The 26,424-nt window shown below is 64.1% G+C and carries 23 protein-coding genes; 8 read left to right on the forward strand and 15 right to left on the reverse strand.

Translation table 11 applies throughout. The features are described 5' to 3' along the window. The 6 genes from DM807_RS23380 (at window position 1) to DM807_RS23405 (ending at window position 7,979) form a co-directional block, all read left to right on the forward strand. Window positions 1–1,074: a microcin C ABC transporter permease YejB gene (locus DM807_RS23380; protein WP_060493897.1), complete on the forward strand. Its 1,074-nt coding sequence runs from the start codon at window positions 1–3 to the stop codon at window positions 1,072–1,074. 1 nt (window position 1,075) lies between these two features. Continuing rightward, window positions 1,076–2,095, forward strand: a complete 1,020-nt coding sequence (locus tag DM807_RS23385; protein ID WP_012273316.1) for an ABC transporter permease — start codon at window positions 1,076–1,078, stop codon at window positions 2,093–2,095. A 1-nt stretch (window position 2,096) separates the two neighbouring features. Next, window positions 2,097–3,704 carry an ABC transporter ATP-binding protein gene (locus DM807_RS23390; protein WP_012273317.1) on the forward strand — a complete coding sequence of 536 codons (1,608 nt, stop codon included), beginning with the start codon at window positions 2,097–2,099 and terminating at the stop codon, window positions 3,702–3,704. A 2-nt stretch (window positions 3,705–3,706) separates the two neighbouring features. Then, entirely contained in the window at window positions 3,707–4,276 is a 570-nt protein-coding gene (locus DM807_RS23395; RefSeq protein ID WP_060514467.1) for a helix-turn-helix domain-containing protein, read from the forward strand. 64 nt (window positions 4,277–4,340) lie between these two features. Then, window positions 4,341–4,907 (forward strand): HD domain-containing protein, encoded by a 567-nt coding sequence (locus DM807_RS23400; RefSeq protein WP_012273319.1) that lies wholly within the window; start codon window positions 4,341–4,343, stop codon window positions 4,905–4,907. Between the two features lie 141 nt (window positions 4,908–5,048). Then, window positions 5,049–7,979, forward strand: coding sequence for an aminotransferase (locus DM807_RS23405; RefSeq protein WP_179027974.1), 2,931 nt, complete (start codon window positions 5,049–5,051; stop codon window positions 7,977–7,979). Between the two features lie 3 nt (window positions 7,980–7,982). Here DM807_RS23405 and DM807_RS23410 read toward each other — a convergent pair whose 3' ends face one another. Further along, window positions 7,983–9,218, reverse strand: coding sequence for a flavin monoamine oxidase family protein (locus tag DM807_RS23410; protein ID WP_012273321.1), 1,236 nt, complete (start codon window positions 9,216–9,218; stop codon window positions 7,983–7,985). Between the two features lie 77 nt (window positions 9,219–9,295). Between DM807_RS23410 and DM807_RS23415 the strand changes: the two genes are divergently transcribed. Beyond that, window positions 9,296–10,201 (forward strand): LysR family transcriptional regulator, encoded by a 906-nt coding sequence (locus DM807_RS23415; RefSeq protein ID WP_012273322.1) that lies wholly within the window; start codon window positions 9,296–9,298, stop codon window positions 10,199–10,201. 55 nt (window positions 10,202–10,256) lie between these two features. After that, on the forward strand, window positions 10,257–12,122 hold the full coding sequence (locus tag DM807_RS23420; protein ID WP_179027975.1) for an FAD-dependent oxidoreductase: 1,866 nt from the start codon (window positions 10,257–10,259) through the stop codon (window positions 12,120–12,122). A 122-nt stretch (window positions 12,123–12,244) separates the two neighbouring features. Here DM807_RS23420 and DM807_RS23425 read toward each other — a convergent pair whose 3' ends face one another. From DM807_RS23425 to DM807_RS23490, 14 genes are all read right to left on the reverse strand, one after another. Next, window positions 12,245–12,940: a response regulator gene (locus DM807_RS23425; protein ID WP_012273324.1), complete on the reverse strand. Its 696-nt coding sequence runs from the start codon at window positions 12,938–12,940 to the stop codon at window positions 12,245–12,247. Beyond that, window positions 12,937–15,591 (reverse strand): sensor histidine kinase, encoded by a 2,655-nt coding sequence (locus tag DM807_RS23430; protein WP_179027976.1) that lies wholly within the window; start codon window positions 15,589–15,591, stop codon window positions 12,937–12,939. The genes DM807_RS23425 and DM807_RS23430 overlap by 4 nt, the downstream gene beginning before the upstream one ends. 60 nt (window positions 15,592–15,651) lie before the next feature. Next, complete coding sequence (gene kdpC, locus DM807_RS23435; RefSeq protein ID WP_060514470.1) at window positions 15,652–16,203, reverse strand: potassium-transporting ATPase subunit KdpC; 552 nt, start codon at window positions 16,201–16,203, stop codon at window positions 15,652–15,654. Window positions 16,204–16,213: 10 nt separating this feature from the next. Then, on the reverse strand, window positions 16,214–18,268 hold the full coding sequence (gene kdpB / locus DM807_RS23440; protein WP_060493904.1) for a potassium-transporting ATPase subunit KdpB: 2,055 nt from the start codon (window positions 18,266–18,268) through the stop codon (window positions 16,214–16,216). A gap of 9 nt (window positions 18,269–18,277) precedes the next feature. Next, window positions 18,278–19,972, reverse strand: coding sequence for a potassium-transporting ATPase subunit KdpA (kdpA, locus tag DM807_RS23445; RefSeq protein WP_179027977.1), 1,695 nt, complete (start codon window positions 19,970–19,972; stop codon window positions 18,278–18,280). 9 nt (window positions 19,973–19,981) lie between these two features. Then, a complete protein-coding gene (gene kdpF, locus DM807_RS23450) occupies window positions 19,982–20,071 on the reverse strand; it encodes a K(+)-transporting ATPase subunit F (RefSeq protein WP_003251485.1) in 90 nt (29 codons plus the stop codon). Between the two features lie 176 nt (window positions 20,072–20,247). Beyond that, on the reverse strand, window positions 20,248–21,300 hold the full coding sequence (locus DM807_RS23455) for an AI-2E family transporter (protein ID WP_012273329.1): 1,053 nt from the start codon (window positions 21,298–21,300) through the stop codon (window positions 20,248–20,250). Between the two features lie 12 nt (window positions 21,301–21,312). Continuing rightward, window positions 21,313–22,107 carry a DUF4892 domain-containing protein gene (locus DM807_RS23460; protein WP_012273330.1) on the reverse strand — a complete coding sequence of 265 codons (795 nt, stop codon included), beginning with the start codon at window positions 22,105–22,107 and terminating at the stop codon, window positions 21,313–21,315. A gap of 109 nt (window positions 22,108–22,216) precedes the next feature. Then, a complete protein-coding gene (locus tag DM807_RS23465; protein ID WP_012273331.1) occupies window positions 22,217–23,071 on the reverse strand; it encodes an alpha/beta hydrolase in 855 nt (284 codons plus the stop codon). After that, window positions 23,068–23,856 carry an alpha/beta fold hydrolase gene (locus tag DM807_RS23470; RefSeq protein ID WP_060493905.1) on the reverse strand — a complete coding sequence of 263 codons (789 nt, stop codon included), beginning with the start codon at window positions 23,854–23,856 and terminating at the stop codon, window positions 23,068–23,070. The genes DM807_RS23465 and DM807_RS23470 overlap by 4 nt, the downstream gene beginning before the upstream one ends. A gap of 92 nt (window positions 23,857–23,948) precedes the next feature. After that, the gene (locus tag DM807_RS23475; protein WP_041166758.1) at window positions 23,949–24,323 is read right to left on the reverse strand and encodes a hypothetical protein; all 375 of its coding nucleotides are present in this window, start codon (window positions 24,321–24,323) and stop codon (window positions 23,949–23,951) included. A gap of 129 nt (window positions 24,324–24,452) precedes the next feature. Beyond that, on the reverse strand, window positions 24,453–24,911 hold the full coding sequence (gene sixA / locus DM807_RS23480; protein ID WP_060514472.1) for a phosphohistidine phosphatase SixA: 459 nt from the start codon (window positions 24,909–24,911) through the stop codon (window positions 24,453–24,455). Then, complete coding sequence (locus DM807_RS23485) at window positions 24,908–25,255, reverse strand: DUF4389 domain-containing protein (RefSeq protein WP_060514473.1); 348 nt, start codon at window positions 25,253–25,255, stop codon at window positions 24,908–24,910. The genes sixA and DM807_RS23485 overlap by 4 nt, the downstream gene beginning before the upstream one ends. 36 nt (window positions 25,256–25,291) lie before the next feature. After that, the gene (locus DM807_RS23490; protein ID WP_060493908.1) at window positions 25,292–26,317 is read right to left on the reverse strand and encodes an NAD(P)H-dependent glycerol-3-phosphate dehydrogenase; all 1,026 of its coding nucleotides are present in this window, start codon (window positions 26,315–26,317) and stop codon (window positions 25,292–25,294) included. Between the last annotated feature and the right edge of the window lie 107 nt (window positions 26,318–26,424).

The following is a 26,424-nucleotide window of genomic DNA, read 5'->3' on the forward strand; positions in this document are numbered from 1 at the left end:
ATGCTGGCCTACATCCTGCGCCGCCTGCTGCTGATCATCCCGACCCTATTCGGCATCCTCATCATCAACTTCATCATCGTTCAGGCCGCCCCCGGCGGCCCGGTCGAGCAGATGATCGCCAAGCTCGAAGGCTTCGAAGGCGCGACCAGCCGCATCGCCGGTGGCGGCGCCGAGGTTTCCGTTGCCGGTTCCAACTACCGCGGTGCACAGGGCCTGGACCCGGCGCTGATCGCTGAAATCGAGCGCATGTACGGCTTCGACAAGTCGCCGCCCGAGCGCCTGTGGATCATGATCAAGAACTACGCCCAGCTCGACTTTGGCGACAGCTTCTTCCGCGATGCCAAGGTCATCGACCTGATCATGGAGAAGATGCCAGTGTCGATCTCGCTAGGGCTGTGGAGCACGCTGATCATGTACCTGGTGTCGATCCCGCTGGGCATCGCCAAGGCGGTGCGCCATGGCAGCCACTTCGACGTGTGGACCAGTTCGGCGATCATCGTCGGCTACGCCATCCCGGCGTTCCTGTTCGCCATCCTGCTGATCGTGCTGTTCGCCGGCGGCAGCTACTTCGACTGGTTCCCGCTGCGTGGCCTCACCTCCAACAATTTCGATGAGCTGAGTACCACCGGTAAAGTACTGGATTACTTCTGGCACCTGGTGTTGCCGATCACCGCGCTGGTCATTGGCAACTTCGCCACCATGACCCTGCTGACCAAGAACAGCTTCCTCGACGAAATCAACAAACAATACGTGGTCACCGCCAAGGCCAAGGGCCTAAGCCGGTCACGGGTGCTGTACGGCCACGTGTTCCGCAACGCCATGCTGTTGGTGATCGCCGGTTTCCCCTCGGCGTTCATCGGCATCTTCTTCACCGGCTCCTTGCTGATCGAGGTGATCTTCAGCCTTGACGGCCTGGGCCTGATGAGTTTCGAGGCGGCCATCAACCGCGACTACCCGGTGGTCTTCGGCACCCTGTTCATCTTCACCCTGCTGGGGCTGGTGGTGAAACTGATCGGCGACCTGACCTACACCCTGGTCGATCCACGCATCGACTTCGCCAGCCGGGAGCACTGACATGGCCTTGTCCCCCCTCAACCGCCGGCGCTTCGAGCGCTTCAAGGCCAACCGCCGTGGCTGGTGGTCGCTGTGGCTGTTCCTGGTCCTGTTCGGCTTGAGCCTGGGCGCCGAGCTGATCGCCAACGACAAACCAGTTGCCGTGCGCTACGACGGCGAATGGTATTTCCCGGCATTCAAGCGCTACCCGGAAACCACCTTCGGCGGCGAATTCCCGCTGGAAGCCAACTACAAGAGCCCCTACATCCGCGAGCTGTTGGCCAAGAAAGACAGCTTCGTGCTGTGGGCGCCCATCCCGTTCAGCTACCAAAGCATCAACTACGACCTGCGCGTACCTGCCCCGGCGCCGCCCTCGGCGGACAACTGGCTGGGCACCGACGACCAGGGCCGCGACGTGCTGGCACGGGTGATCTACGGCTTCCGCATTTCGGTACTGTTCGCCCTCACCCTGACCGTGGCCAGCTCCATCGTCGGCGTCATCGCCGGCGCCTTGCAAGGCTTCTATGGCGGCTGGGTCGACCTGGCCGGGCAGCGCTTCCTGGAAGTCTGGTCGGGCCTGCCGGTGCTGTACCTGCTGATCATCCTGGCCAGCTTCGTGCAACCAAACTTCTGGTGGCTGCTGGGCATCATGCTGCTGTTTTCGTGGATGAGCCTGGTGGACGTGGTACGCGCCGAGTTCCTGCGCGGGCGCAACCTGGAATACGTACGCGCCGCCCGCGCGCTAGGCATGCGCAACGGCGCGATCATGTACCGGCACATCCTGCCCAATGCCATGATCTCGACCATGACCTTCATGCCGTTCATTCTCACCGGCGCCATCGGCACCCTCACCGCCCTGGATTTCCTCGGCTTCGGCCTGCCCGCGGGCTCGCCCTCGCTGGGCGAGCTGGTGGCCCAGGGCAAATCCAACCTGCAGGCCCCATGGTTGGGCATCAGCGCCTTTGCCGTGCTGGCGTTGATGCTGAGCCTACTGGTGTTCATTGGTGAATCCGCCCGCGATGCCTTCGACCCGAGGAAGTGACATGAGTGAACAGAACCTGATCGAAGTGCGCGATCTGGCGGTGGAGTTCGTCACCGGCGACCAGGTCAACCGGGTGGTGGACGGCATCAGCTTCGACATCCGCAAGGGCGAGACACTGGCCCTGGTGGGCGAGAGTGGCTCGGGCAAATCGGTCACCGCGCACTCGATCCTGCGCCTGCTGCCCTACCCGCTGGCCCGTCACCCCAGCGGCAGCATCCGCTACGAGGGCAAGGACCTGCTGCAGCAAAACGAGAAGACCCTGCAGCGCATTCGCGGCAACCGCATTGCGATGATCTTCCAAGAGCCGATGACCTCGCTGAACCCGCTGCATTGCATCGAGAAGCAGATCAACGAAATCCTCCTGCTGCACAAGGGCCTGACCGGCAAGGAAGCGACTGCCCGCACCCTGGAGCTGCTGGAGCTGGTCGGCATCCCCGAGCCGCGCAAGCGCCTCAAGGCCCTGCCCCACGAACTGTCTGGCGGGCAGCGCCAGCGGGTGATGATTGCCATGGCGTTGGCCAACGAGCCGGAGCTGCTGATTGCCGACGAACCGACCACGGCGCTGGATGTGACCGTGCAGTTGAAGATTCTCGACCTGCTCAAGGAACTGCAGGCACGCCTGGGCATGGCTCTGCTACTGATCAGCCATGACCTGAACCTGGTACGCCGCATCGCCCACCGCGTGTGCGTGATGCAGCGCGGGCAGATCGTGGAACAGGCTGAATGCGCCACACTGTTCAGCGCCCCGCAGCACCACTACACGCAGATGCTGATCAATGCCGAGCCCAGCGGGCTGCCAGCGCACAACCCGGTCGGGGCGCCGCTGCTGGAGGTGGATGACCTCAAGGTATGGTTCCCGATCAAAAAGGGCTTTTTGCGGCGTACGGTCGACCATGTGAAGGCGGTGGACGGGGTCAACTTCAGCTTGCCGCAGGGGCAGACACTGGGCATTGTCGGCGAGTCCGGGTCGGGCAAGTCCACGTTGGGCCTGGCGATCTTGCGGCTGATTTCCAGCCAGGGCGGCATTCGCTTCCATGGGCAGAACCTCGAAGGGCTGAACCAGAAAGCCGTGCGCCCGCTGCGGCGTGAGATGCAGGTGGTGTTCCAGGACCCATTCGGCAGCCTTAGCCCGCGCATGTGCGTGGCGGACATTGTCGGTGAAGGGCTGCGCATTCACGGTATTGGCAACGCGCAGGAACAGGAAACGGCGATTATTGCGGCGCTGGAGGAAGTGGGGCTAGACCCAAGGACTCGGCATCGCTACCCGCATGAGTTTTCCGGTGGGCAGCGCCAGCGTATTGCCATTGCCCGGGCGCTGGTGTTGAAGCCGGCGCTGATTCTGCTGGATGAGCCTACCTCCGCGCTGGACCGCACGGTGCAGCGGCAGGTGGTGGAGCTACTACGCAATCTGCAGCAGAAGTACAACCTGACGTACCTGTTCATCAGCCATGACCTGGCGGTGGTGAAGGCGCTGAGCCACCAGTTGATGGTGATCAAACATGGGCATGTTGTTGAACAAGGTGATGCGCAGGCGATATTCCATGCGCCGCAACATCCGTATACGCGGCAGCTGCTGGAAGCGGCGTTCCTGGAGGTTGAGGCTTCGTAGCAATGAATACCTCACCTTCACTTCGCAGCACCCCCATCGGCCCCCTGCTAAAGCACTGGCGCCTGTTGAACCGGGTCAAACAGCTGCACGCCGCGCAGATGTTCGGGGTGTGCCAGTCGACCATTTCTCGCTGGGAGTCAGGCGCGCAGGACGCCGAGCCCGAGCAACGGGCGCGTATCGAAGCCTTGCTCAAAGCCAAGCTCAGCAGCGCCGCGGATCACGCGTTGGCGCGCCTTGTGTCGGGCAGCTCGCAACCGGTGCACTTGGTGTGCGACCTTACCCACCGCCTGCTGGCCTGCTCGCCTTCCCGCGAAGCTGAGTTCAGTGTGCCCATCAGTGATTTGCTGGGTGTCTCGCTGTGGCCATTCGCGACAGAGGAAATCGCCAGCCAGGAACAGCGCTTGGCAGGCATCGGCTGGCACGACAACCAGGCCTCGCCGGCGCTGGAGTTCACCACCGGCACGAACGGTTCTTCGCTGGTGCCCATCCAGCACAGCCTGTGCCGTTGGACCCGGTTCACCCTGTCGGATGGCTCAACTGCCAGGCTGGTCGAAACCCTCGCGCATATTTAATGCGTGGACGCAGGCCTGCGGTGAGCCGAAGATTCACCTCTGTATCAGCAAGAGGTCACCCGCCGTGCCAAACCACAATCTTGATGGAAAACTCGACTTCCTGCGCCAAGCCGAAAAGCTCAAGAGCGTGACACGCAGCGCCCACACCTCGACAGGCCGGCGTGAAAGCACCGCCGAGCACAGTTGGCGGCTGGCGTTGCTGGCGCTGGTGTTCGAACAAGAACTGGGTGATGTCGATATCTGCAAGGTGCTCAAGCTATGCCTGGTCCATGACCTTGGGGAAGCGCTGAGTGGTGATGTACCTGCGCCGCAAGCGCATGCGGTTCCAGACAAAGGGACGAATGAGCGGCAGGACCTGGTTGCCATGACCTCAATGCTGGAACCCTCGATGCAGGACAGCATCGTTGGCTTGTTCGATGAGTACGAAGCGGCCAGTACGCCAGAGGCCAAAGTGGTCAAGGCCTTGGACAAAATCGAGACCCTGCTGCAACACACCCAAGGCGATAACCCGCCCGGTTTCGACTATGCGTTCAATCTTGAGTATGGCCGACGCTATACCGATGCCATACCGTTCCTGGCCTCGCTGAGGCGAGTAATCGATGAGGAAACACGCAAACGCCTGAATAGCTGACGTGTTGGCGGGGCCGGACTTAAGGCGCGTCACTGGCTGAGCCCCAATTGTCAGAAATTCTGAAAACAATCGTCTTCCATCGTCAGCCGAATCGGGCATAAATTCTCCACCGTCAACCCCCAGCAGCAACGGTAGAGCCTAATGTCCAGCCCACAGCACCCGCCCGCCTCCCCTGCCCTGGCCACGCTGATCCAGCGTTCTGGCCTGCCCAGCCCTTCGCTCAGCGAAACCCAGGCACACGCCGTGCTACAGAAGCACTATGGCATTGCCGGCAACCTGACCGCGCTAGGCAGCCAGCAAGACCTGAATTTCCGCGTGACCACGCCACAAGGCGGCTTTGTACTCAAGGCTTGCCATGGCAGCTACGCGCAACTGGAGCTGGAGGCGCAGCACGCCGCCCTGGCCTTCCTGCGCAATCAGGGCTTGCCGGTGCCGGCCGTACGCCCAGCCCTCGATGACCAGGGGTTGCTGACACTGGACTTGGACGGGCAACCACTGCGCATACGCCTGCTCGAGTACATCGAAGGTCAGCCGCTGACCCGCCTCAAGCACATGGCGCCACGTCTGATGGCTGAACTGGGCGGGCTTTGCGCGAAGCTGGACAAGGCCTTGGTCGACTTCGACCACCCCGGCCTTGCACGCACACTGCAATGGGACCCGCACCATGCCCAGGCGCTGATCCAGCACCTGTTGCCCGTGCTGCAGAATACCGAGCAACGCGCCCGCATCGAACAGGCTACCCAGCTGGCAGCCGAGCATCTGGCGCCCCTGGTCAATCAACTGCCAAGCCAGGCCGTGCACCTGGACATCACCGACGACAACACCGTGTGGGCCCGCGATGGCGAACGCCAGTGGCAGTTGCAAGGGGTGATCGACTTCGGCGACCTGCTGCACACCTGGCGCATCGCCGACCTGTCGGTGACTTGCGCGGCGCTGCTGCACCACGCCGAAGGCGACCCGCTGCGGATCCTGCCGGCAATCAGTGCCTACCAGGCGCTCAACCCACTGACCGAAGCCGAAGTACGTGCCCTCTGGCCACTGGTGCTCAATCGCGCCGCAGTGCTGGTGCTGAGCAGCGCGCAACAACTTGCCGTGGACCCGGGCAACCAATACACCCGCGACAACGTCGCCCATGAATGGGAAATCTTCGACACCGCCACCGCTGTGCCTTTCGCGCTGATGGAAGCCGCTATCCTGCAGGCTGCGGGCCTGCAACCCAAGGCGCCGGACTTGAGCGGTTGCGCCCCCTTGCTCCCCGAACTGGCCGGGCAGGCTGTAACACGGGTAGACCTGGGGGTGCTCAGCACATATTGCGAGGCCGGAAACTGGGAGCAACCCGGTTTCGACCAGCACCTGCTGACGTTGCAGGCCGCTCCGGCCTGCAGCCTGCACGGGCAATATCGCCTTTCGCAAACCCATATTGATCGCCCTGAAGAGCCCGCCACCTGCGCCCTCGGCGTTGAGCTGCACGTGGCCAACGGCTCCCAGGTGCAGGCGCCGGAAACCGGCATCTGGCAGCGCCATGGCGACGGCCGTGGCTGCCTGCGCACCACGCACTGGGCTTTGTGGCTGCAGGGCCTGGAGGACGCTCCGGCAGACGGCCAGGCCGTAGAAAAAGGCCAGTCCCTGGGCCGCAGTTGTGGCTTCCTCAGCGTGCAATTGTGCCTGGACAACGGCGTCCAGCCGTCGTTCTTCGCCACACCGTCCCAAGCTGCTGCCTGGCTGGCCCTGTGCCCGTCGCCAGCCGCGCTGCTAGGCTTCGATTGCGATGCCGATCCGCTGCCCGACCCACAAGCACTATTGGCCCGCCGCGATGCCAGCTTCGCCCGCTCGCAGAAGCACTACTACGCGCAACCTCCACACATCGAGCGCGGCTGGCGCAACTACTTGATCGACATGCAGGGCCGCTCGTACCTGGACATGCTCAACAATGTCGCGGTACTGGGCCACGGCCATCCGCGCATGGCCGCCGAGTCGGCGCGGCAGTGGTCGCTGCTGAACACCAACTCACGCTTCCACTACGCGGCGATCACCGAATTCTCCGAACGCCTGCTGGACCTGGCCCCCGACGGTTTCGACAGGGTCTTCATGGTCAACAGCGGCACCGAAGCCAACGACCTGGCGATTCGCCTGGCCTGGGCCTACAGCGGCGGGCGTGACCTGCTCAGCGTACTGGAGGCCTACCACGGCTGGTCGGTGGCCACCGATGCCATTTCCACCTCCATCGCCGACAACCCGCAAGCCCTGGAAACCCGCCCGGACTGGGTACACCCGGTCGAGGCGCCGAACACGTTCCGGGGGCGTTTCCGCGGTGCCGACAGCGCCGCCGACTACCTGCAGGACGTCGACGCCAAGCTGGCTGCCCTGGACGCCCGAGGCCGCCAGTTGGCGGGTATCATCTGCGAACCGGTGTACGGCAATGCCGGCGGCATCTCGTTGCCCGCAGGCTACCTGCGCGACGCCTATGCCAAGGTCCGCGCCCGAGGTGGCGTGTGCATCGCCGACGAAGTGCAGGTGGGCTATGGCCGCCTGGGCGAGTACTTCTGGGGGTTCGAAGAACAAGGCGTGGTGCCCGACATCATTACCATGGCCAAGGGCATGGGCAACGGCCAGCCGCTGGGCGTGGTCATCACCCGCCGTGAAATCGCCGAGGCGCTGGAGGCCGAGGGTTACTTCTTCTCCTCGGCCGGTGGCAGCCCGGTCAGCTGCCGCATCGGCATGGCGGTACTGGACGTGATGCAGGAGGAAGGCCTGTGGGACAACGCCCGCGACACCGGGCGCTACTTCAAGGCCCGTCTGCAGGCCCTGGTCGACAAGTACCCGCTGGCCGGCGCGGCACATGGCTCGGGTTTTTACCTGGGACTGGAGCTGGTGCGCGACCGCGCAACCCTGGAACCGGCCACCGAAGAAACCATGACGCTGTGCAATCGGCTGCGTGACCTTGGCATCTTCATGCAACCGACCGGCGACTACCTGAACATTCTCAAGATCAAGCCACCGATGTGCACCAGCCGAGCGAGTGTGGACTACTTTGTCGACTGCATCGACAGGGTGCTGGGCGAAGGGCTGTAAGTATCAAGGCGTGGACCGAATCGCCGCGGCCCACGCCTGCAACGCCTCAGTTGCTGCAATGGCAATCTGCTCATCAGTACGCCCACTGAACTGCCGCTCGATCGCATCGGCGGCAATCAGCCCGGCAATGGCAGGCTTGCCCACGGCATCGGTCAGGTCAAGCCATTCGCCCCAGCTGGCAGGTACGTCGTACCAGCGCAGGTAGCCGGAGGGTGAGCATGGCCACCAGCGCTCTTCGAACTGCAAAATCACCTTTTCCAGCATGCCCATCCCCAGATGAGCCAGCGCTTGTCGCTGAGTTACAGGTAGCGCGGGAATGAAATGCAACGCTTTCAATACCCCTACAGGGACTGTGCAAATGCAGAAATCGCATACCTCATCGTTCACCTTGACGCGCGCGCTCGACCAGTCTATCTGCGTGACCGGCGTGTTCAGACGGATATCCAGATCCTTCGCCAGCAAGTCGACAAGCTCGCTGTAACCACCTGGCAGCATCCAATCGCCATGCCCGACACCCTCCTCGTCCAGGGCACTGACCGACAGTTGCTCCACGGGCAAACATGCTTCCAGTACAAGGTTGGCGTCGATGGCGAACTGAGCGGCGCGCGCGTGCACAGGGTCGAGTGTGGCCATGTAGCGATTGATCGCCTCAGACAAAGGCAGTCGCCGGTCAAGCTGCTGGGTCAAGGCGTCCCAGGCCGCGTCGACATCCGGCAACTCTCCACCGCTTGCTGCTGCAAGCGGGAAACTGAAGTCGGTCTCGACACAAGCCAACCCATGTTGCTGCGCAACGGCGGCCAATGGATTCTCGGCGAAATGCTGAAGCCATGCCGCACCTTCATCCGCTTTCACGCCGCCCAACTCGACCGTGTGCGTGCGCCCACCTGTTCGCCCACGTGCCTCCAGCACCGTGCAATCGATACTCCACGCCCGCAAGCGTTGCGCGGCGGCCAGGCCTGCACAGCCCGCACCAATCACGATCACCTTGCGCGCGCCGGCCCTCAAGGCTGCCTCGGCGGCACGCAGCCCATCATCCCAAGCGCCATGTGTCATCGCCGGCGCAGTGGCGTTACAGGCTTCTCCGGCAATGACCAAGCGCTCGTTCAGCACTTGGCCCAAGGCACTCCGATGCTGCGGCGTCCCCCCAGGCAACAGCGCACTGTAGGCACCGAGGCTGAACGGGTCTGTACTCCAGTGAGTGACATGCCAAGCGGTTGGTCTGTGCACGCGCTTCTCCATGAGGGGACTGTCCTGAATGTGCATTAATGTTCATAATTTCTAGCAATAAAAGATGATCATCATCAGGTTTACTGACAATGGCCTTTAGCAGCGACTCCCTGGCAATATTCCTCGCGGTGCTGGATGCCGGCTCGTTCTCCGCCGCCGCCCGCAAACTGGGCCGTGTACCTTCGGCCGTGAGCATGGCGATCGCCCAGCTGGAAGCGGAGCTGGACCTGCCGTTGTTCGACCGCGCCACACGCAAAGCCTTACCCACCAGTGCCGCCCTGGCGCTGGAACCCCAAGCCAGGCAGGTGATCTGCCAACTCAACCTGCTCGACGCCCAAGCCCTGCAATTGCACAAGGGCCTGGAAAAACGCCTGACCATCGCCATGGCGCCCGAGTTGCAGACCGGCCGCTGGAGCCAGCCGCTGGAAGTCCTCGCCCAGGAATTCCCCAGCCTGGAAATCGAAGTGCGCTCCGCCACCCAGACCGAAGCCATTCGCCTGCTGCATGACGGCAGTGTGCAGTTGGCGCTGGTGTTCGAACGGCCCGGCATCGACGAGCGCGAGTCATTCCTCGAAGCCGGCAGCCAATTGCTGGTGGCCGTCGCCTCACCGCGCCATCCTGCCGGGCAAAACAGCGGTACGCCTCTGCCTGAAGAGGCCTTCGCCGAACAACGGCAGATCATCGTGGCCTCGGGCAAGGCCACCGGGTCAGACCCGCGCATGGTGCTGTCGCGGCGCATCTGGCTGACCGACAGCTACCTGGCCACGCTGGACCTGGTGCAATCAGGGCTGGGCTGGGCCTACCTGCCGCAGCCACTGGTTGAACCGCTGATCGCTTCGGGCGCACTGGCCGAGGTACGCTTTGACAACATGGCCAGCCGCCTGCGCTTGTGGGTGGACATCATCTGGATAAAGTCGCGGCCGTTGGGCCTGGGCGCCAGGCGTTACCTGGACGTCATGCGCCAATGCTTTGAAACAGAATCCCCAAGGTCCTGAGCCATACCCAACTACGCTTCGAGCAAACCAAAGGTTACCCAGTAAGGACACTGACATGACCATCACTCGACGCGACTTCCTCAATGGCGTAGCCCTCACCATCGGTGCCGGGCTCACCCCATTGCAAATACTCCAGGCCGCGCCTTCCAGCCGCTACTACCCGCCCGCCCTCACCGGGCTGCGCGGCAGCCACCCCGGTGCATTCGAAGTTGCGCACCAGATGGGCTGGGAAAAGAAAGTATTCGACACCAGCAGCCTGAAGATTGAGGAGCAGTACGATCTGGTGGTGGTCGGCGCGGGCATCAGCGGCTTGTCCGCAGCCTGGTTCTATCGGCAGCAGCACCCAACCGCGCGCGTGCTGATCATCGAGAACCACGACGACTTCGGCGGCCATGCCAAGCGCAACGAATTCCAGGCGGGAAGCCAGATGATCCTTGGCTACGGCGGCAGCGAAGCCTTCCAGTCGCCCAAGCACCTTTACAGCGCTACGGTGAACGGCCTGCTCAAACGACTGAACGTGGACGTGGACCGCTTCCAGACCGCCTTCGACCGCAACTTTTACCCCAGCCTCGGCTTGTCTCGTGGCGTATTCTTCGACAAGGCCGGCTTCGGCGAAGCGAAGCTGGTCAGTGGCGATCCGACGCCCATGGTCGCCGACGACATTGCCCCGGACAAACTCAACGCGCGCAGCTGGCGTGCGTTCATTGGCGACTTCCCACTGCCCGAGGCCGACCGCCAGGCATTGATCGATCTGCACGAAGCACCCAGAGACTACCTGGCGGGCAAAACCCTGGAACAGAAAGAGGCCTATCTGGCCAAGACCAGCTATCAGGACTTCCTGCGCAAAGACGTCGGCCTGAGCGAAGCGGCAGCGCGCTACTTCCTCAGCCGCACCAACGACTTTTCCGCGCTGAGCATCGATGCCGTGGCCGCCGCCGACGCCTATGGCGTGGGCTTCCCCGGCTTTGCCGCCATGGGCCTTGCGCCGGTCAGCGAAGCGCTGAAAGCAGAAATGGAAGAGCCCTACATCTATCACTTCCCCGACGGCAACGCCTCGCTGGCACGGCTACTGGTGCGTAGCCTGATCCCCGCTGTAGCACCCGGCAACGACATGAACGACATTGTCCTGGCGCCCTTCGATTACGCCAGGCTGGACGTGGCACAAAGCCCGGTACGCCTGCGCCTGAACAGCACCGCGGTCAGCGTCGGCAACCGCAACGGTGGCGTCGACATCGGCTACAGCCGGGCCGGCCAGCTGCACCGTGTACACGGCAAGCACTGCATACTGGCCTGCTACAACATGATGATCCCCTACCTGCTGCGCGACCTCACCGCCGAGCAGGCCCACGCCTTGGCGCAGAACGTGAAGTTCCCGCTGGTGTACACCAAAGTGGTGATTCGCAATTGGCACAGCTTTATGAAATTGGGTGTGCACGAAATCTACGCACCGAACCAGCCCTACAGCCGCGTCAAGCTGGATTATCCGGTGGACATCGGCGGCTACAGCCATCCACGCGACCCCGACCAGCCCATAGGCCTGCACATGGTCTACGTACCGACCACGCCCAACGCGGGCATGGATGCTCGCAGCCAGGCCCGCGTCGGCCGCAGCAAGTTGTACGCCATGAACTTCGAGCAGATGGAGGCCATGGTGCGAGACCAGCTACAGGCCATGCTAGGGCCGGCCGGCTTTGACTATCACAAGGATGTTCAGGCCATTACCATCAACCGTTGGCCACACGGTTACTCGTACTTCGCCAACAGCCTGTTCGATGACGAAGAAGAGAGTGAAAAGCTGATGAACCTCGCCCGCCAGAAGGTCGGCAATGTGGCCATAGCCAACTCTGATGCGGCCTGGGAGGCCTATGCGCATGCGGCTATTGATGAAGCGTCGCGTGCGGTGAACGAGTTGTTCGCGTAGCGCCTGCCAGGGGTTGCCTCGTGCTAAAGCGAAATATCCTACAACTCGTTAGGAAGCCGACGCTCCTTGGCCCTGGAGTCGAGAACAGCGCCCTGAATTGGCACTGTCCGCATAATTTCGGTTTATGCGGTCGGCGCCACCAACCTGTACCCCACTCCCGCTTCGGTGATGATAAACCTTGGCGCCGTGGGGTCATCCCCCAGCTTCTGCCGTAAATGCCCTACGACGATCCGCAAGTAATGAGTGTCCTCCACATGCGTCGGCCCCCAGATATCCTTGAGCAGTTGCTGCTGGGTGATCACCCGCCCAGGGTGCCCGGCCAACAGCGCCAGCAAGGCATACTCCTTGCGCGTCAACGCCACTTCCACACCGTCAATAGTCACCCGGCGAAAGGCGAAGTCCACGGTCAGCGGCCCAAAGCTCGCCGCCACCTCCGAGCCGCCGGCCTGTGGCACCTGGCGCAGCAAGGCCCGTACCCGCGCGAGAAACTCCTGGATGCCGAACGGCTTGGTCACATAGTCATTGGCGCCGCCGTCCAGCGCATCCACCTTTTGCACTTCACTGGCACGCACCGACAACACCATCACCGGCACCGCGCTCCACTCGCGCAGCTCACGCAGCACCTGCTGGCCGTCCATGTCCGGCAGCCCAAGGTCGAGCACCACCAGGTCCGGCTTGCCCAAAGCTGCCTGGGCCAGCCCTTCCTCGCCGGTAGCAGCTTCGAGCACTTTGTAGCCTTGCGAAGCCAGGCTGATGCGCAGGAACTTGCGGATCTGCGGTTCATCGTCGATGACCAACAGCGTGGCGGACTGGCTCATGGGGTTTCGCTTTCGGCTTCAGGTTGAGGAGGTAGCGGCAAGCATAGAGTGATGCCGGTGCCCTGGCCATCGATGCCTTCGCCCACCAGAATCTGCCCGCCATGCGCGCCGATCATGCCCTGACAGATCGCCAGGCCCAGCCCGGTGCCCTGCCCGCCTCGGTCGCCCCGAGCAGCGGTGTAGAACATGTCGAAGATCTTCTCGCGGTCGGCGACGGGAATGCCGGGGCCCTGATCGCGGACGGTAAAGCGCAACTGGTCATCCTGCACGGCCACCTGCAGCTCAAGGCGACCCTGGGTCGGGGAGAAGCGTGCGGCGTTTTCCAGCACGTTGACCAGCGCCTGTTCGATCAGCGCCGCATGTACGAACAGCAACGGCAGCTCGGCCGGTACGTCGGTGTGCACCCGCAGCGGTGCCAGCACCACGCGCAGGCGGTTAAGCGCGCTACCGACGATGTCCGCCGGGGCTACCCAGTCGCGGGCCAGCTTGAGGCCACCGTGGCCCAGGCGGGTCATGTCCAGTAGGTTCTGGATGTAGCGGTCAAGGCGTTCGGCCTCGTTACGGGTGCCTTCCAACAGCTCGCGGCGGTCTTCAGCCGGGATCGCCTCGCCCAACGCCAGCAGGCTGTCGATGCTGCCACGCATGGCCGTCAACGGTGTACGCAAGTCATGGGATACCGAGGCCAGCAAGGCGCTGCGCAGTTGCTCGGTTTCGCCGTGCAGGCGCGCGGCTTCCAGTTGTTCGGCCAGGCGAGCGCGGGCCAGGGCCTGGGCCAGTGGCTGGCCAAGGGCGGTGAGCAGGCGCCGGCGTGGGTCGCTGAGCGGCTGCCCGTTGCGCGGGCGCACGCCCAGCAGCGCCAGAGGTTGTTCGTCCACCGCCAGCGGCCACCACCACCAGCGGCCATTGGGCAAGGTGTCGCTGCCATGGCCAGCGGCCTGGCCGTGCTGCCAGGCCCAATCGGCGGCAGCCCGTTCGGTGTCACTGACGGCGTGGGCTTCGCCGCTGGCCACTTCCAGCTGGCCTTCGGCATTGCGCTCAAGTAGGCACACCTGCATGTCCTGCCAGCCGTCCAGGTGTTGGCCGGCGGCATTGAACACGGCTTGGCGATCGGTGGCCACCGTCAGCCGACGCGACAGGTCGAGCAACTGGCTGGTCTGCGCCTGGGTCTCGCGCAGTGCCTGCAACTGGCGGCGCTGGCGCGCGGCCAGGTTGCCGGTGAGTGCGGCCATCAGCAGGAAGAACACCAGGGTCAGCACATCTTCTTCGCGCTGGATGCTGAACGAGAAGTTGGGCGGGATGAACAGAAAATCGTAAGTCAGGAACGACAGCGCGGCGCAGGCCAACGCAGGCCCCAGGCTGCTGCGCACCGCCACCAGCAACACTGCCGCCAGGAACACCAGTGAAATGTTGGGCAGCGCCAGTACGCTCGACACTGCCCAGGCCAGGCCCGCCGCCATCACGGTGGCCAGCAGCGCCAGCAGGTAATGGCGCCACACCCATACCCGCCGCACCGCCGAACGCGGCGCTGGCGGCTGCACGTCGCGGTCCAGCACGTTGATTTCCAGGCCATGGCTTTCACGCAGCAGCCGCGCCGCCACACCGGCCCCGAACAGCCGCCGACGCAGGCGGTCGCGGGACTGCCCGACCAGCACCAGACTGGCCCGCCGCTCGGCAGCATGCTGGATCAACGTGCGCGCCACTTCGCCTGCACGCAGCAGCACCACCTCCCCACCCAGACGTTCGGCCAGTTGCTGCGCGGCCTGCAAACGATGCCGCGCGGTTTCGTCACGCAGGCGGCCGTTGTCCACATGCACCAGGCTCCAGGGCAGGTGGCGGCGCTGAGCCACACGGCTGGCATGACGCACCAGGCGTTCGGCCTGGTCATCGCCGTCCACGCCTACCAGCAACCGCCCGCGCAAGGCCGGGGCTTCCTGGCCGCGCTGGCGATAGCCGTGGGCCAGGTCAGCGTCGACCTGAGCAGCGGCGGTCTGCATGGCCAGTTCGCGCAGGGCGGTGAGGTTGGTTTGCGAGAAGTACGCGTCGATGGCCGCACGCGCTTGCTCGGGCACATACACCTTGCCTTCGCGCAGGCGTTCGAGCAGCTCGCGCGGGGGCAGGTCGATCAGCACCAACTCGAAGGCTTCCTGCAGCACCCAGTCCGGCAGCGTTTCGCGCACTTGCACGCCCGTAATGTCGCGCACCTTGTCGTTGAGGCTTTCCAGGTGCTGGACGTTGACCGTGGTGTACACGTCGATACCGGCGGCCAGCAACTCCTGCACGTCCTGCCAGCGCTTGGCGTGGCGGCTGCCGGGGGCGTTGGTGTGGGCCAGTTCGTCGACCAGGGCCAAGGCCGGTGAGGCTTGGAGCAGGCCGTCGAGGTCCATTTCCTCAAGGGTGACGCCACGGTACTGGCTGCGCAGCAAGGGCTGTTGCTGAAGGCCGGCAAGCAGCGCTTCGGTTTCGGCGCGGCCGTGGGTTTCGACAACGCCAGCCAGCACTTGCACGCCCTGACGCTGCTGGGCGTGTGCGGCCTGGAGCATGGCGAACGTCTTGCCGACACCGGGGGCGGCGCCAAGGAACACCTTCAGCCGGCCCCGGCCGGTTCGCGCAAGGTTAGCCAACAGCGCGTCTGCGCGGGCGGAATCACTCATGTTTCATCCTTCAGGATTTGCCACAGTCGACCAAAACCGGGCCGCAAAGCGGCCCAATTATCAGTGGCTCAGTTGCTCGATCTTCTGGTTCAACGCCAGCACATTGACCACCGGCGGGCCGATCAATGGGTGGAGGGTGGCCTCTTCCTGCAAGGCTTGCAAGCGCTCCACCGGCAGCTGCCGTGCCGCCGCCACACGCGGGATCTGGTAGGCCACAGCCTCCGGCGGCAGGTGCGGATCAAGGCCGCTGCCCGAGGTGGTGAGCAGCGCCTGCGGCACGGGCACCTGCTGTGCCTGGAACAACGTAGCCGCATCGCCCTTCACCCGCTCAGCCAGCGCCGGGTTGCTTGGCGACAAGTTGCTGGCGCTGCTGGCGACGGTAGCGTAAGCACCTGCCGAAGGCCGCGAATGGAACCAGCCATCGCCCTGGAAATCCTGGGCGATCAGTGCCGACCCCCGCACCTGGCCATGCTCATCGCGCACCAGGCTACCGTTGGCCTGGTTCGGGAAGGCGACCTGGGCAACACCCGTCACCGCCAGCGGATACAGCACGCCAGTCAGCAACGTCATCAACAAAGCCAAGCTCAACGCCGGGCGAACATAAGCATTCATGGCGGCCTCCTCAGACCAGGTTCAGTGCATTGAGCAGCAGGTCGATCAGCTTGATGCCGGCAAACGGCACCACGATGCCGCCCAGCCCGTAGACCAGCAGGTTGCGCCGCAGCAGGTGCGCCGCACTGGCGGCCTGCACCCGCACACCTCGCAGCGCCAGTGGAATCAGCACGATGATGATCAGTGCGTTGAACACGATGGCCGACAAGATCGCGCTCTGCGGGCTGGCCAGGTGCATCAGGTTGAGCACGCCCAGCTGTGGGTAAATGGCAGCGAACAGCGCCGGTAGGATGGCGAAGTACTTGGCCACGTCGTTGGCAATGGAGAACGTGGTCAACGCACCACGGGTGACCAGCAACTCCTTGCCAACCTGCACCACGTCCAGCAGCTTGGTCGGGTCGCTGTCCAGGTCGACCATGTTCGCCGCCTCACGCGCGGCCTGGGTGCCATCGTTCATGGCCATGCCGACATCAGCCTGGGCCAGTGCCGGGGCGTCGTTGGCGCCGTCACCGCACATGGCCACCAGGCGGCCGTCATTCTGCTCCTGGCGAATGCGCGCCAGCTTCTTCTCGGGCGTGGCCTCGGCCAACACATCATCCACCCCCGCTTCGGCGGCGATGGCTGCGGCGGTCAGCGGGTTGTCGCCGGTCACCATCACCGTGCGAATGCCCAGCTTGCGCAGCTCGGCGAAGCGCTCGCGGATACCAGGCTTGACCACGTCCTTGAGGTGAATGACACCCAGCAGGCGTTTATCGATGCACACCAGCAATGGCGTACCGCCGCTTTGGGCGATGCGCTCCACTTCGCGGGCCAACGCCGGGGGCATTTCCAGGCGTTGCATGCCAACGAATGCCAGCACCGCATCGACGGCGCCCTTGCGGTAGCGATGCTGCTGGAAGTCGATGCCCGACAGGCGGGTCTCGGCACTGAAGGCCACGGCTTCGAACTGCCCGGCAGGCGGTTCGACAAAGTCATGCAACTGGCGCAGGTATTCGACAATCGACTTGCCTTCGGCAGTGTCGTCGGCCAGCGAGGCCAGCAAAGCGCCCTCCCCCAGCTCGCGGGCGGTAATGCCCGGTGCAGCATGCAATGCGCTGCAGCGGCGGTTGCCGAAGGTGATGGTGCCGGTCTTGTCGAGCATCAGCGTGTGCACGTCACCGGCCGCCTCGACCGCGCGGCCCGAGCGGGCGATGACGTTCAGCCGCACCAGCCGGTCCATGCCGGCGATGCCGATGGCCGATAGCAGGCCGCCGATGGTGGTGGGGATCAGCGTCACCAGCAGCGCGGCCAGGAAGATCAGCGGCAGGCTGCCACCCACGAAGTGAGCGAACGGCTGCAAGGTCACCACCACGATCAGGAAGATCAGGGTCAGGCCGATCAGCAGGATGTCGAGGGCGATTTCGTTCGGGGTCTTCTGCCGCTTGGCGCCTTCGACCAGGGCGATCATGCGGTCCAGGGTCGACTCGCCCGGGTTGCTGGTGATGCGAATCAGCAGCCAGTCGGAGACCAGCCGCGTATTGCCGGTCACCGCCGAGCGGTCGCCGCCGGATTCGCGGATCACGGGCGCGGACTCGCCGGTAATGGCGGCCTCGTTCACGGCCGCGATGCCTTCAAGCACTTCGCCGTCACCGGGGATCATCTCGCCGGCTACCACACGTACCACGTCGTCCTTGCGCAGCGCGCTGGCAGCGACCGTCTCAAAGCTGCCATCACGCTGGCGTCGCTGAGCGGTCAGGCCTTGGCTGCCAGCCTTGAGGCTGTCAGCGCGGGCCTTGCCCCGGCCTTCGGCGAGGGCTTCGGCGAAGTTGGCGAACAGCACGGTAAACCACAACCACAGGGCGATCTGCACGGCAACGCCAGTACTCACGCCACCACCGGGGGCGAAGCACAGCACGGTGGTCAGCACCGCAGTCAGGGCCACCACCAGCATCACCGGCGAACGTTTTAGCTGGCGCGGGTCGAGCTTGACGAATGCCTGCACCAGCGCCGGGCGCCATAGCGCGGCGAAGCGGGTCTGGTCCTTGGCACTGTGCCGGGTGTTCACTTCAGGAATGGGCATGTTCATGATCGGTCCTCAAAAACCCAGGCTCAGGTGTTCGGCGATTGGCCCAAGGGCCAGGGTCGGCAGGAAGGTCAGGCCACCGACCAGCAGGATGGTCACCAGCAGCAGGCCGGTGAACAGCGGGCCGTGGGTGGGGAAGCTGTTCTGCCCCTGCGGCGCGCTTTTTTTCGCCGCCAGGCTGCCGGCCAAAGCCAGGATTGGCAGGATGTAGCCAAAGCGGCCGATGAGCATGGCCAGGCCGATCATCAGGTTGTGGTACACCGTGTTGGCAGCAAAGCCGGCGAAGGCCGAGCCGTTGTTGGCGGTGCCCGAGGTGTAGGCATACAGCAGCTGGCTGAAGCCATGCGCGCCTGGGTTGCTGACCGCCTCCGCAGGGCCAGGCAGGCTGGCGGCGATGGCGCCGAGCACCAGCACGCCGACCGGCATCACCAGCAGGGTTGCCACCAGCAACTGCACCTCACGGGCCTGCAGCTTCTTGCCCAGGTACTCCGGGGTACGGCCAATCATCAGCCCGGCCAGAAACACTGCAATCAGCACAAACAGCAGCATGCCGTACAACCCGGCGCCAACACCGCCGAAAATCACCTCGCCAACCATCATGTTGACCATGGCCACCATTCCGGTCAGCGGGTTGAGGCTGTCATGCATGGCGTTGACCGAGCCGTTGGAGGCAGCGGTGGTGGTTACCGTCCACAACACCGAACCGGTGGTGCCGAAGCGGCTTTCCTTACCCTCCATGGGTGCTGCCTGCTGCACCTGGGCGCTTTCCAGCGCCGGGTTGGGTTGGTGCTCGGACCACAGCGCCGTGCCGCCGCCGATCAGAAACAGCGCCAGCATGCAGGCGAGGATGGCACGGCTTTGGCGCAGGTCCTTCACGTAATGGCCGAAGGTGAACACCAAGGCCACCGGAATGAGGATGATCGACGCCACTTCGAACAGGTTGCTCCAGGCCGTGGGGTTCTCGAAGGGGTGCGCCGAGTTGACACCGAAGAAGCCGCCACCATTGGTGCCCAGTTGCTTGATGGCGATCTGGCTGGCGGCAGGGCCCAACGGAATGGTCTGGTCAGCACCTTGCAAGGTCAGCGCGTGGGCGTAATCGGCAAAGGTCTGTGGCACACCCTGCCATACCAGCAACAGCGCCAACAACAGGCACAGCGGCAGCAAGCCGTACAGGGTAGCGCGGGTCATGTCGACCCAGAAATTGCCCAGCGTCGTTGCGCTGCGCCGGGCAATACCACGACACAAGGCAACCAGCACGGCTAGGCCGGTGGCGGCACTGACGAAGTTCTGCACGGTCAGGCCAAGCATCTGGCTCAAGTAGCTGACCGACGCCTCACCGCTGTAGGCTTGCCAGTTGGTGTTGGTGACGAAGCTGACTGCGGTGTTGAACGCCAGCGACCATTCCTGGCCAGGCAGGTGCTGCGGGTTCAATGGCAGGTAGCCCTGCAACAGCAGCATGGCGAACAACAGCAGGAAGCCGGCCAGGTTGAACACCAGCAGGGCCAGGGTGTACTGCCGCCAGTTCTGCTCCTGGCTGGCGTTCACACCCGCCAGCCGATAATAGACCTGTTCGACCGGGCCCAGCAGCGGCGAAAGCCAGGTACGCTGGCCTTCCATGACCTTGAAGTAGAACCGCCCGAGCCAAGGTGCCGGTAGCAGCACGATGGCGAAGAATGCCAGGAGCAAGGCGAAATCGTAACTGTGCATGGCCGCTCCCTAGCTGCGATCGGCGCGCAGCAGCGCCACCAGCAGGTAAAACGCCAATGCCACCGCCAGCAGCAGTGACAGCCCGTCGAGCATGTTCATGTGTCGTTCTCCCCGTATGCGGCTTGGGCCGCTTTGGGGAAATTGTCCGTGGGAGGGGTGTAAAGGGGCGAGATCGAGGGGTAAGGGTGGGTATAAAGAATGCGTAAAGATCAGCTTCTTTGGGCTACCTGTACCGGCCTCTTCGCGGGGTTATCCACGAAGGGGCCGGTACAAGCTTACTGCTGGGGTGGCTGCTGTGCGGCGTTACGGCTCCAGTCCAGCAGCAGGCTGTAACCGACCGCCAGCAAGGTCGGCCCGATGAACAAGCCAATGAAGCCAAAGGCAAGCAAGCCACCGAACACGCCCAGCAACACGATCACCAGCGGCAGGTTGCCGCCACGGCTGATCAGGTAGGGCTTGAGCACGTTGTCCACGCCGCTGATGACGAAGGTACCCCAGATACCCAGGAACACTGCCATGCCGTACTCGCCCTTCCACACCAGCCAACCGGTGGCCGGGATCCAGGCCAGTGGCGGGCCCATGGGGATCAGGCTGAGCATGAAGGTCACCAGGCCCAGCACGATCGCCCCGGGCACCCCGGCGATCAGGAAGCCGATGAGCGCCAGCAGGCCCTGTGCGGCCGCCGTGCCGATCACCCCGTTGACCACCCGCTGCACGGTGCCGGCAACCAGTTGCAGGTAATACTCGGCACGCTCGCCCATCAGCCGGTGCAGCAAGCGCAATACGAAGGCCGCCAGGCGTGGCCCGTCGCGGTAGAAGAAGAACACGAACACCAGGCTCAGGGTCAGTTCCAGCACACCGCTGCCGATCTGTGCGCTGCGCGCCAGCAACCAGTTGCCCACCTGCCCGAAGTATGGCTTGGCCGAAGCGAGCAAGGCCGCGCCCTGTTGGTCGAGCGATTGCCACCAGTTGACCAGGCGCTCACCGACGAACGGAATGCCTCCCAGCCAGGCCGGCGCTTCGGGCAAGCCGTCGACCTGCACGTCACGTACAAACGCCGTGGCATCGCGAATATGATCGGCCAGGTTGAACCCTAGCCACACCAACGGCAGTGCCACGATCAGGATCCAGGCCGTGGTCAGCAGGCTGGCCGCCAGCGTCTCACGTCCGCCCAGCAAGCGCGTCAGCAGGCGCATCAACGGCCAACTGGCAAAGGCCAGGATGGCCCCCCACAGCAACGCCGAAATGAAGGGCGCCATCACCCAAAGGCCGGCACCCAGCAACGCCAGCAGCAGAATCTGGACCAGCAGGCGATCATTGTTAACCATGGTGGCGCTCGTTCAACGGATCAGTTCAAGGTGCAGGCCGTCTGTAGGCGCACTGCCGACTTCAAGACGGCCATTGCGCACCCCGGCCTTGATCAGCGCCTCGCGCCAGGCTTCGGCCTGGGCGCCGCTGAGGCTGGCGCGCAAGGTGCTGTCGAGGTTCAGGCTGCGGGCCAGCAGGTTCACCCAGGTGTCTTGCGGCGCAGCAAGGTCAGGGTAGTCGAGCTTGCCGGTGTCGCGCATTTCGCGCAGCACCGTGGCGGCGGTGGGCAGCAGCTCGCCCAGCGGGCTGCCGGCGACGAACTCTTCCACATGCAGGTAGGCACGGCGGTTGCCACGGGTAACGCTGTACAGCGCAACCAGGGTGTCGGCCTCGTCCGCGGAGCGGCGTAGCAGGATGAACGCCTGCTGCTCGTCGCCACCGTTGAGGCGGGCATTGGCGAACACGTCGTTGGCCCACAGGCTAGCCTCACCGCAATCGCGCCCCTGGCACCAGAACAATGGGTAGCCACCGTCGCGCTGCAGTTCTTCGCGGGCACTGGTGAAGGCTTCGCGGGCAGTACGCTCGACGGGCAACTCGTAGGTCACCGAGCTGACTTGGCCACGGCTCTCGACCTTGTCGTCGACCCGCAGGCGACCACTGATCTTGCGTAGCGGGCCCATCGGGTAGACGCGCTCCTGCTCCACGGCCGGACGCTGGTCGACAACCTTGGCGTCCTGCGGTACCGGCAAGCCGCCGGCCCACAATAGGGGGCTGGCGAACGCCAGGCAGGCGGTGATGGCGTTACGGATGGCAACAGGCGCGCTCATTGGCGAACCAGGCGGCGCTTAGCGCCGGAAAGAAGCTCCAGGATGTCTGGCAGTTGCATGGTTGTCTCCCTGTTCAACCCGCCAAGCCTCGACACTTGTCCGGTGCAAGTCAAGCAAAGCCAAAGAAGCGATTGATACAGTCTGCGACAAGGGCCGCGCCCTGCTCATCGTTCAGGTGCAGGTGATGGCCGCCGGGCAGCGTCACCTGCTCAAAGGGTAGCTGCTCCAGTAGCGCCGTGTGGCGCGCCAGCATGCCGTCGGCAGCCACCAGCAACTGCGCCGGGCAGCTCACCCGACGCACATGGGCCATGGCCTGTGCTTCACTCAGGCGCACCGGTGATGGCAGTGTCAGGCGGCTGTCGCTACGCCAGCTGTAGCCACCGGGCACCGGCATAAGGCCACGCTGGGCCAGCAGCTCGGCCGCCTCACGGCTGACCGCGACCATGCCTTTCATCCGGGCATGCACACCATCCTCCAGTGTCGCGTACACCGACTTGCGCTTGCCATCCAGCCGCAACTGGGCCTGCAGTGCCATCCCCAAGCGCTCGCCTGCATCCTGCTCGGCGCCGGTCGGGGGGATGACACCGTCGATCAACGCCAGGTGGCTGACCCGGTCGGGCAAGGCACCGGCCAGTTGTACCGAAATGATTGCGCCAAGCGAATGGCCCAGCAGGGCGAAACGCTGCCAACCCAACTGCTCGGCAACGCGCAGCACATCATGGGCATAGTCGGCCAGGGCGTAACCGGCGCCAAGCGGGCGGTGCTCCGAGTAACCGTGCCCGGCCAGGTCCAGGGCGACGATGCGCAGCCCTTTCAGTCGCGGCGCCAGGCGGGCGAAGCTATTGGCGTTGTCCAACCAGCCATGCAAGGCAATCACTGGCAGCCCGTCTTCAGGGCCGAACAAGTGCGCAGCCAGTTCGATATGGCCCAGGCTCAGGCGGATTTCCTCGACCTGCGCGCTCATGCCTGGCTCCAGCGGTCGAACAGCCCCTTGATCAGGCTGGCGGTGTCGGCCGGGCGCTCCAGCGGGAACATGTGCCCACCCGGTACGCTGTGGTATTCACCTTTGAGCATGCCGCGCACTGCCAGGGTATGGTGGCGGCGAATGACATTGCTACGGTCGCCACGCACCATGGCCAGCGGCACCTGCAACTGCCGTGCGGGGGCCGGGCTGGTATGAGGGATGCTGCGGTAGATGCTGATTTCCGTAGCCGGGTCGAAGCGCAACTGCAGGCCCTGCTCCACGGCCTGCAGGCCGTGCTCTACATAAGCGTCGAGGCAGTCGGGATCAAAATGGCGGAACAGTGACTTGCCGGCGAAATAGTCCCGGGCGCTGTCACGGTCCTTGAAGGTTTCGCGGCGCCCCAAGGTGCGCCCGGCGGGGGTGATTCGGTCGATGAAGCCCAAGCGCTTGGCCGTGCGCAGCAGCCACTGGTCGGCACGGGTGAGCACGGGGGAATCGAGCATCACCACCCCACGGTAGTACTCGGGGCAGCGCAAGGCGGCGTGCAGGTGCAGCACCCCACCCAGCGAATGGCCGACGCCCCAGATGGGCTGATCCTGTTGCGCCAGGTGATGCAACAGCTCATCGACCAGGCTTTGCCAGTTTTCGTCCACCGGAAAACGCGGATCATGCGCGTGCTGGGCCAGGTGCTGCACCTGATAGTCCGGCGCCAGCGCTGCGAACAGCTTGCCGTAGGTGGCCGAGGGGAAACCATTGGCATGGGCGAAGAAGATCTGCTGCGACATGGCGCCAGGTCCGCACGGGAGTGATGGCCTATTGTCGGCATCCCGGTGCGGTTCGGCAATGTCCGTAAAGGTCATCGGCGAGGGCTATCAGGTCATGCCGAGCGGTCGAAGCTGCTCAGCGAACGGCGCAGGCAGGCTTGCATGTAGGCCAGTTGGCTCTCCAGCGCTTCGCGGGCCAGGCGCTGGTCGTGATAGTCCAGTTGCAGCCGGCGCAAGGCCAGGCAACTGGTTTGCAACAGGTGGGAGACACGTATGCAGGCGTCCTGCAGGGCGCGCAGGTCCAGCTCGCTTTGCTGCCTGACAGCAGGTTCCAGTTCGAGGTTGCCGTTTACCGTGTGCATCAGGTGGTAAAGCTTGGCGTCGGCCGATTCGCGCAGCAGGCTGTATTGCGCGAAATCCAGCGAAGTACCCTGATCAACCTGGTCTATGGTGGGTTGCAGGTCCAGGGAGCTCAATAGCTCCCGCATCACACCGCTCATTCGCTGCTCCCTGCCTGATTGACTTTGAGCAACGCTAGCAAGAGGCCATAAAGCGCGGCAACTGGCAAAAATACCAGTTGCCTTCTTGATGGCCAGGGCCACCGTGCAACACCAAGCTCAACCCGGTGAGCTGATCACCCGAAGCGTCATGAGCCCTGCCAGTGGCCAATCCCCTTCCAGCTCCGCCAGGCTGGCAGTGCTCATGGCTGCCGGCTGCTGCTTGTGACCATGCTCCAGCACTCCGACCAAGGTGCCCACCAACGGCTGGTGGCTGACCAGCAGTACATGCTCAAGCCCCAGGCGTTCGAGCTCGCCGATGACCTGCTGCACATCACTCTCGGGCGTCAGCCAAGGCACGGTGCGCACCGGCTCGGCGAAGCCCAGGGTGTCATGCACCAGCACCGCCGTCTGCTGTGCGCGCACGTAAGGGCTGGCGATGATGGCCTGCAACGGTTGCCCCAGCAGGCGAGCGGCGCTGTGCAGCACCTGCTCGCGGCCATGGGCGGTCAGCCGGCGCTCGGCATCGGTATTGGCCCGTGGCTCCGCTTCCCCGTGGCGCAGCACCCACAGTTTCACAGCTTGGGTTCCTCGTCACGCACCGGGTGTGGGGCCGGGGCCACGGCATGGGCGGCTTCACCTTCCGGCGCACGCGGGGCCGGCCAGTCCGCGAACGGCCAGGGCTTCTGGTCGCTGTGGAAGCTGCCAAAACGGCCGATTTGCGCCAGGTACTGGCTCAAGCTATCGCCGAAGTTCATCAGGCTGGCACTGGGCGCGCCGTACACCAGACGGTAGATCAGCTGGACCAGCACCAGGCCACCCAGCAGCAGTTCGGCCAGTTGCCAGACCACCAGGAACACCAGCATCCACAGGACCCGCAGGATGATCGACTCGCGCTGGGCGCGTTCGGGCGTATCGTTCATGTGTTGCTCCTTGCTTGTGTCAGAGCCACCAAGGGCTCAGTTGAAACCGCTGATGGAAATGAAGTCGACATCGGTTTTGGGCTCGGCACGCATCAGGTGCTCGATCACTTGGTTCAAGGTGCGCCCTTCGAACAGAATGGCATGCAGGCCAGCCACCAGCGGCATGTACACCTGCACTTCCTGAGCCTTGGCCTTGAGCACCTTGAGCGTGTTGACCCCTTCGGCCACTTCGCCCAGGCGGTTGACCGCCTCTTCCAGGCTGTGCCCCTCGCCCAGCGCGTAGCCAACCTGATAGTTGCGGCTCTTGGGCGAGGAGCAGGTGACGATCAGGTCACCGACACCGGCCAGGCCGAGGAAGGTCATGGGGTTGGCACCTTGGCTGACAGCAAAGCGCGTCATTTCAGCCAAGGCCCGGGTAATCAGCATGCTCTTGGTGTTCTCGCCCATCCCCAAGGCCACGGCCATGCCGGCAATGATCGCGTAGACGTTCTTCAGCGCCCCGCCCAGTTCGACGCCAAAACGGTCGGCACTGGCGTAGACGCGGAAGGTACGCCCGTGCAGCACGGCCTGCACCTGCTGGCACAGCTTTTCGTCTTCACTGGCCACCACTGTGGCAGTCAGTGCGTGTTCGGCGATCTCGCGCGCCAGGTTGGGCCCCGACAACACGCCAATACGCGCCTGGGGGGCGATTTCTTCAAGTATCTGGCTCATCAGTTTGAAGCTTTGCGCTTCGATGCCTTTGGTCAGGCTGACCAGGCCCTTGCCGCGCAGCAACTCGGCATGCGGTGCCAGCACGCTGCGCAACGCGCTCGATGGCAGGGCCACGAAGACCAACTCGCTGGCCTGCAGGGTAGCGAGCAGGTCGTTGACCGGTTCGACGCCATCGTGCAGGCGGATGCCCTTGAGGTAGCGCGGATTCTCGCGATTGACGCGCATGGCCTCGGCCTGCGCCGGGTCGCGCATCCATTGGCGCACTGGCACACCGTTTTCCGCCAGCAGGTTCGCCACGGCGGTGCCGAAGCTGCCGCCTCCCAGAACTGCAACAGGTTGCTGTTCAGTCATATCCAATCCGTTAAAGCCAAAAGTTAAGTGGCGACCCCGCCATTATACGGCTCGCCTGCTACAGAACCAGTACAGGTAAACCAGATCACTGGCAAATACGCCAAGGT

Origin of the sequence: Pseudomonas hunanensis (assembly GCF_013393325.1) — a bacterium.
GTDB lineage: Bacteria > Pseudomonadota > Gammaproteobacteria > Pseudomonadales > Pseudomonadaceae > Aquipseudomonas > Aquipseudomonas putida_P.

Excerpts from the sequence above, each read along its gene's own strand:
- DM807_RS23430 (WP_179027976.1), bottom strand. The coding sequence starts at position 15,591 with ATGAGTGATTCCGCCCGCGCAGACGCGCTGTTGGCTAACCTTGCGCGA.
- DM807_RS23410 (WP_012273321.1), bottom strand. The coding sequence starts at position 9,218 with ATGGAGAAGCGCGTGCACAGACCAACCGCTTGGCATGTCACTCACTGG.
- DM807_RS23425 (WP_012273324.1), bottom strand. The coding sequence starts at position 12,940 with ATGAGCCAGTCCGCCACGCTGTTGGTCATCGACGATGAACCGCAGATC.
- DM807_RS23395 (WP_060514467.1), top strand. The coding sequence starts at position 3,707 with ATGAATACCTCACCTTCACTTCGCAGCACCCCCATCGGCCCCCTGCTA.
- DM807_RS23385 (WP_012273316.1), top strand. The coding sequence starts at position 1,076 with ATGGCCTTGTCCCCCCTCAACCGCCGGCGCTTCGAGCGCTTCAAGGCC.
- kdpA (WP_179027977.1), bottom strand. The coding sequence starts at position 19,972 with ATGCACAGTTACGATTTCGCCTTGCTCCTGGCATTCTTCGCCATCGTG.
- DM807_RS23460 (WP_012273330.1), bottom strand. The coding sequence starts at position 22,107 with ATGAGCGCGCCTGTTGCCATCCGTAACGCCATCACCGCCTGCCTGGCG.
- DM807_RS23490 (WP_060493908.1), bottom strand. The coding sequence starts at position 26,317 with ATGACTGAACAGCAACCTGTTGCAGTTCTGGGAGGCGGCAGCTTCGGC.
- DM807_RS23485 (WP_060514473.1), bottom strand. The coding sequence starts at position 25,255 with ATGAACGATACGCCCGAACGCGCCCAGCGCGAGTCGATCATCCTGCGG.
- kdpB (WP_060493904.1), bottom strand. The coding sequence starts at position 18,268 with ATGAACATGCCCATTCCTGAAGTGAACACCCGGCACAGTGCCAAGGAC.
- DM807_RS23380 (WP_060493897.1), top strand. The coding sequence starts at position 1 with ATGCTGGCCTACATCCTGCGCCGCCTGCTGCTGATCATCCCGACCCTA.
- DM807_RS23405 (WP_179027974.1), top strand. The coding sequence starts at position 5,049 with ATGTCCAGCCCACAGCACCCGCCCGCCTCCCCTGCCCTGGCCACGCTG.
- DM807_RS23420 (WP_179027975.1), top strand. The coding sequence starts at position 10,257 with ATGACCATCACTCGACGCGACTTCCTCAATGGCGTAGCCCTCACCATC.
- DM807_RS23470 (WP_060493905.1), bottom strand. The coding sequence starts at position 23,856 with ATGTCGCAGCAGATCTTCTTCGCCCATGCCAATGGTTTCCCCTCGGCC.
- kdpF (WP_003251485.1), bottom strand. The coding sequence starts at position 20,071 with ATGAACATGCTCGACGGGCTGTCACTGCTGCTGGCGGTGGCATTGGCG.
- DM807_RS23475 (WP_041166758.1), bottom strand. The coding sequence starts at position 24,323 with ATGCGGGAGCTATTGAGCTCCCTGGACCTGCAACCCACCATAGACCAG.
- DM807_RS23455 (WP_012273329.1), bottom strand. The coding sequence starts at position 21,300 with ATGGTTAACAATGATCGCCTGCTGGTCCAGATTCTGCTGCTGGCGTTG.
- DM807_RS23465 (WP_012273331.1), bottom strand. The coding sequence starts at position 23,071 with ATGAGCGCGCAGGTCGAGGAAATCCGCCTGAGCCTGGGCCATATCGAA.
- kdpC (WP_060514470.1), bottom strand. The coding sequence starts at position 16,203 with ATGAATGCTTATGTTCGCCCGGCGTTGAGCTTGGCTTTGTTGATGACG.
- DM807_RS23415 (WP_012273322.1), top strand. The coding sequence starts at position 9,296 with ATGGCCTTTAGCAGCGACTCCCTGGCAATATTCCTCGCGGTGCTGGAT.
- DM807_RS23390 (WP_012273317.1), top strand. The coding sequence starts at position 2,097 with ATGAGTGAACAGAACCTGATCGAAGTGCGCGATCTGGCGGTGGAGTTC.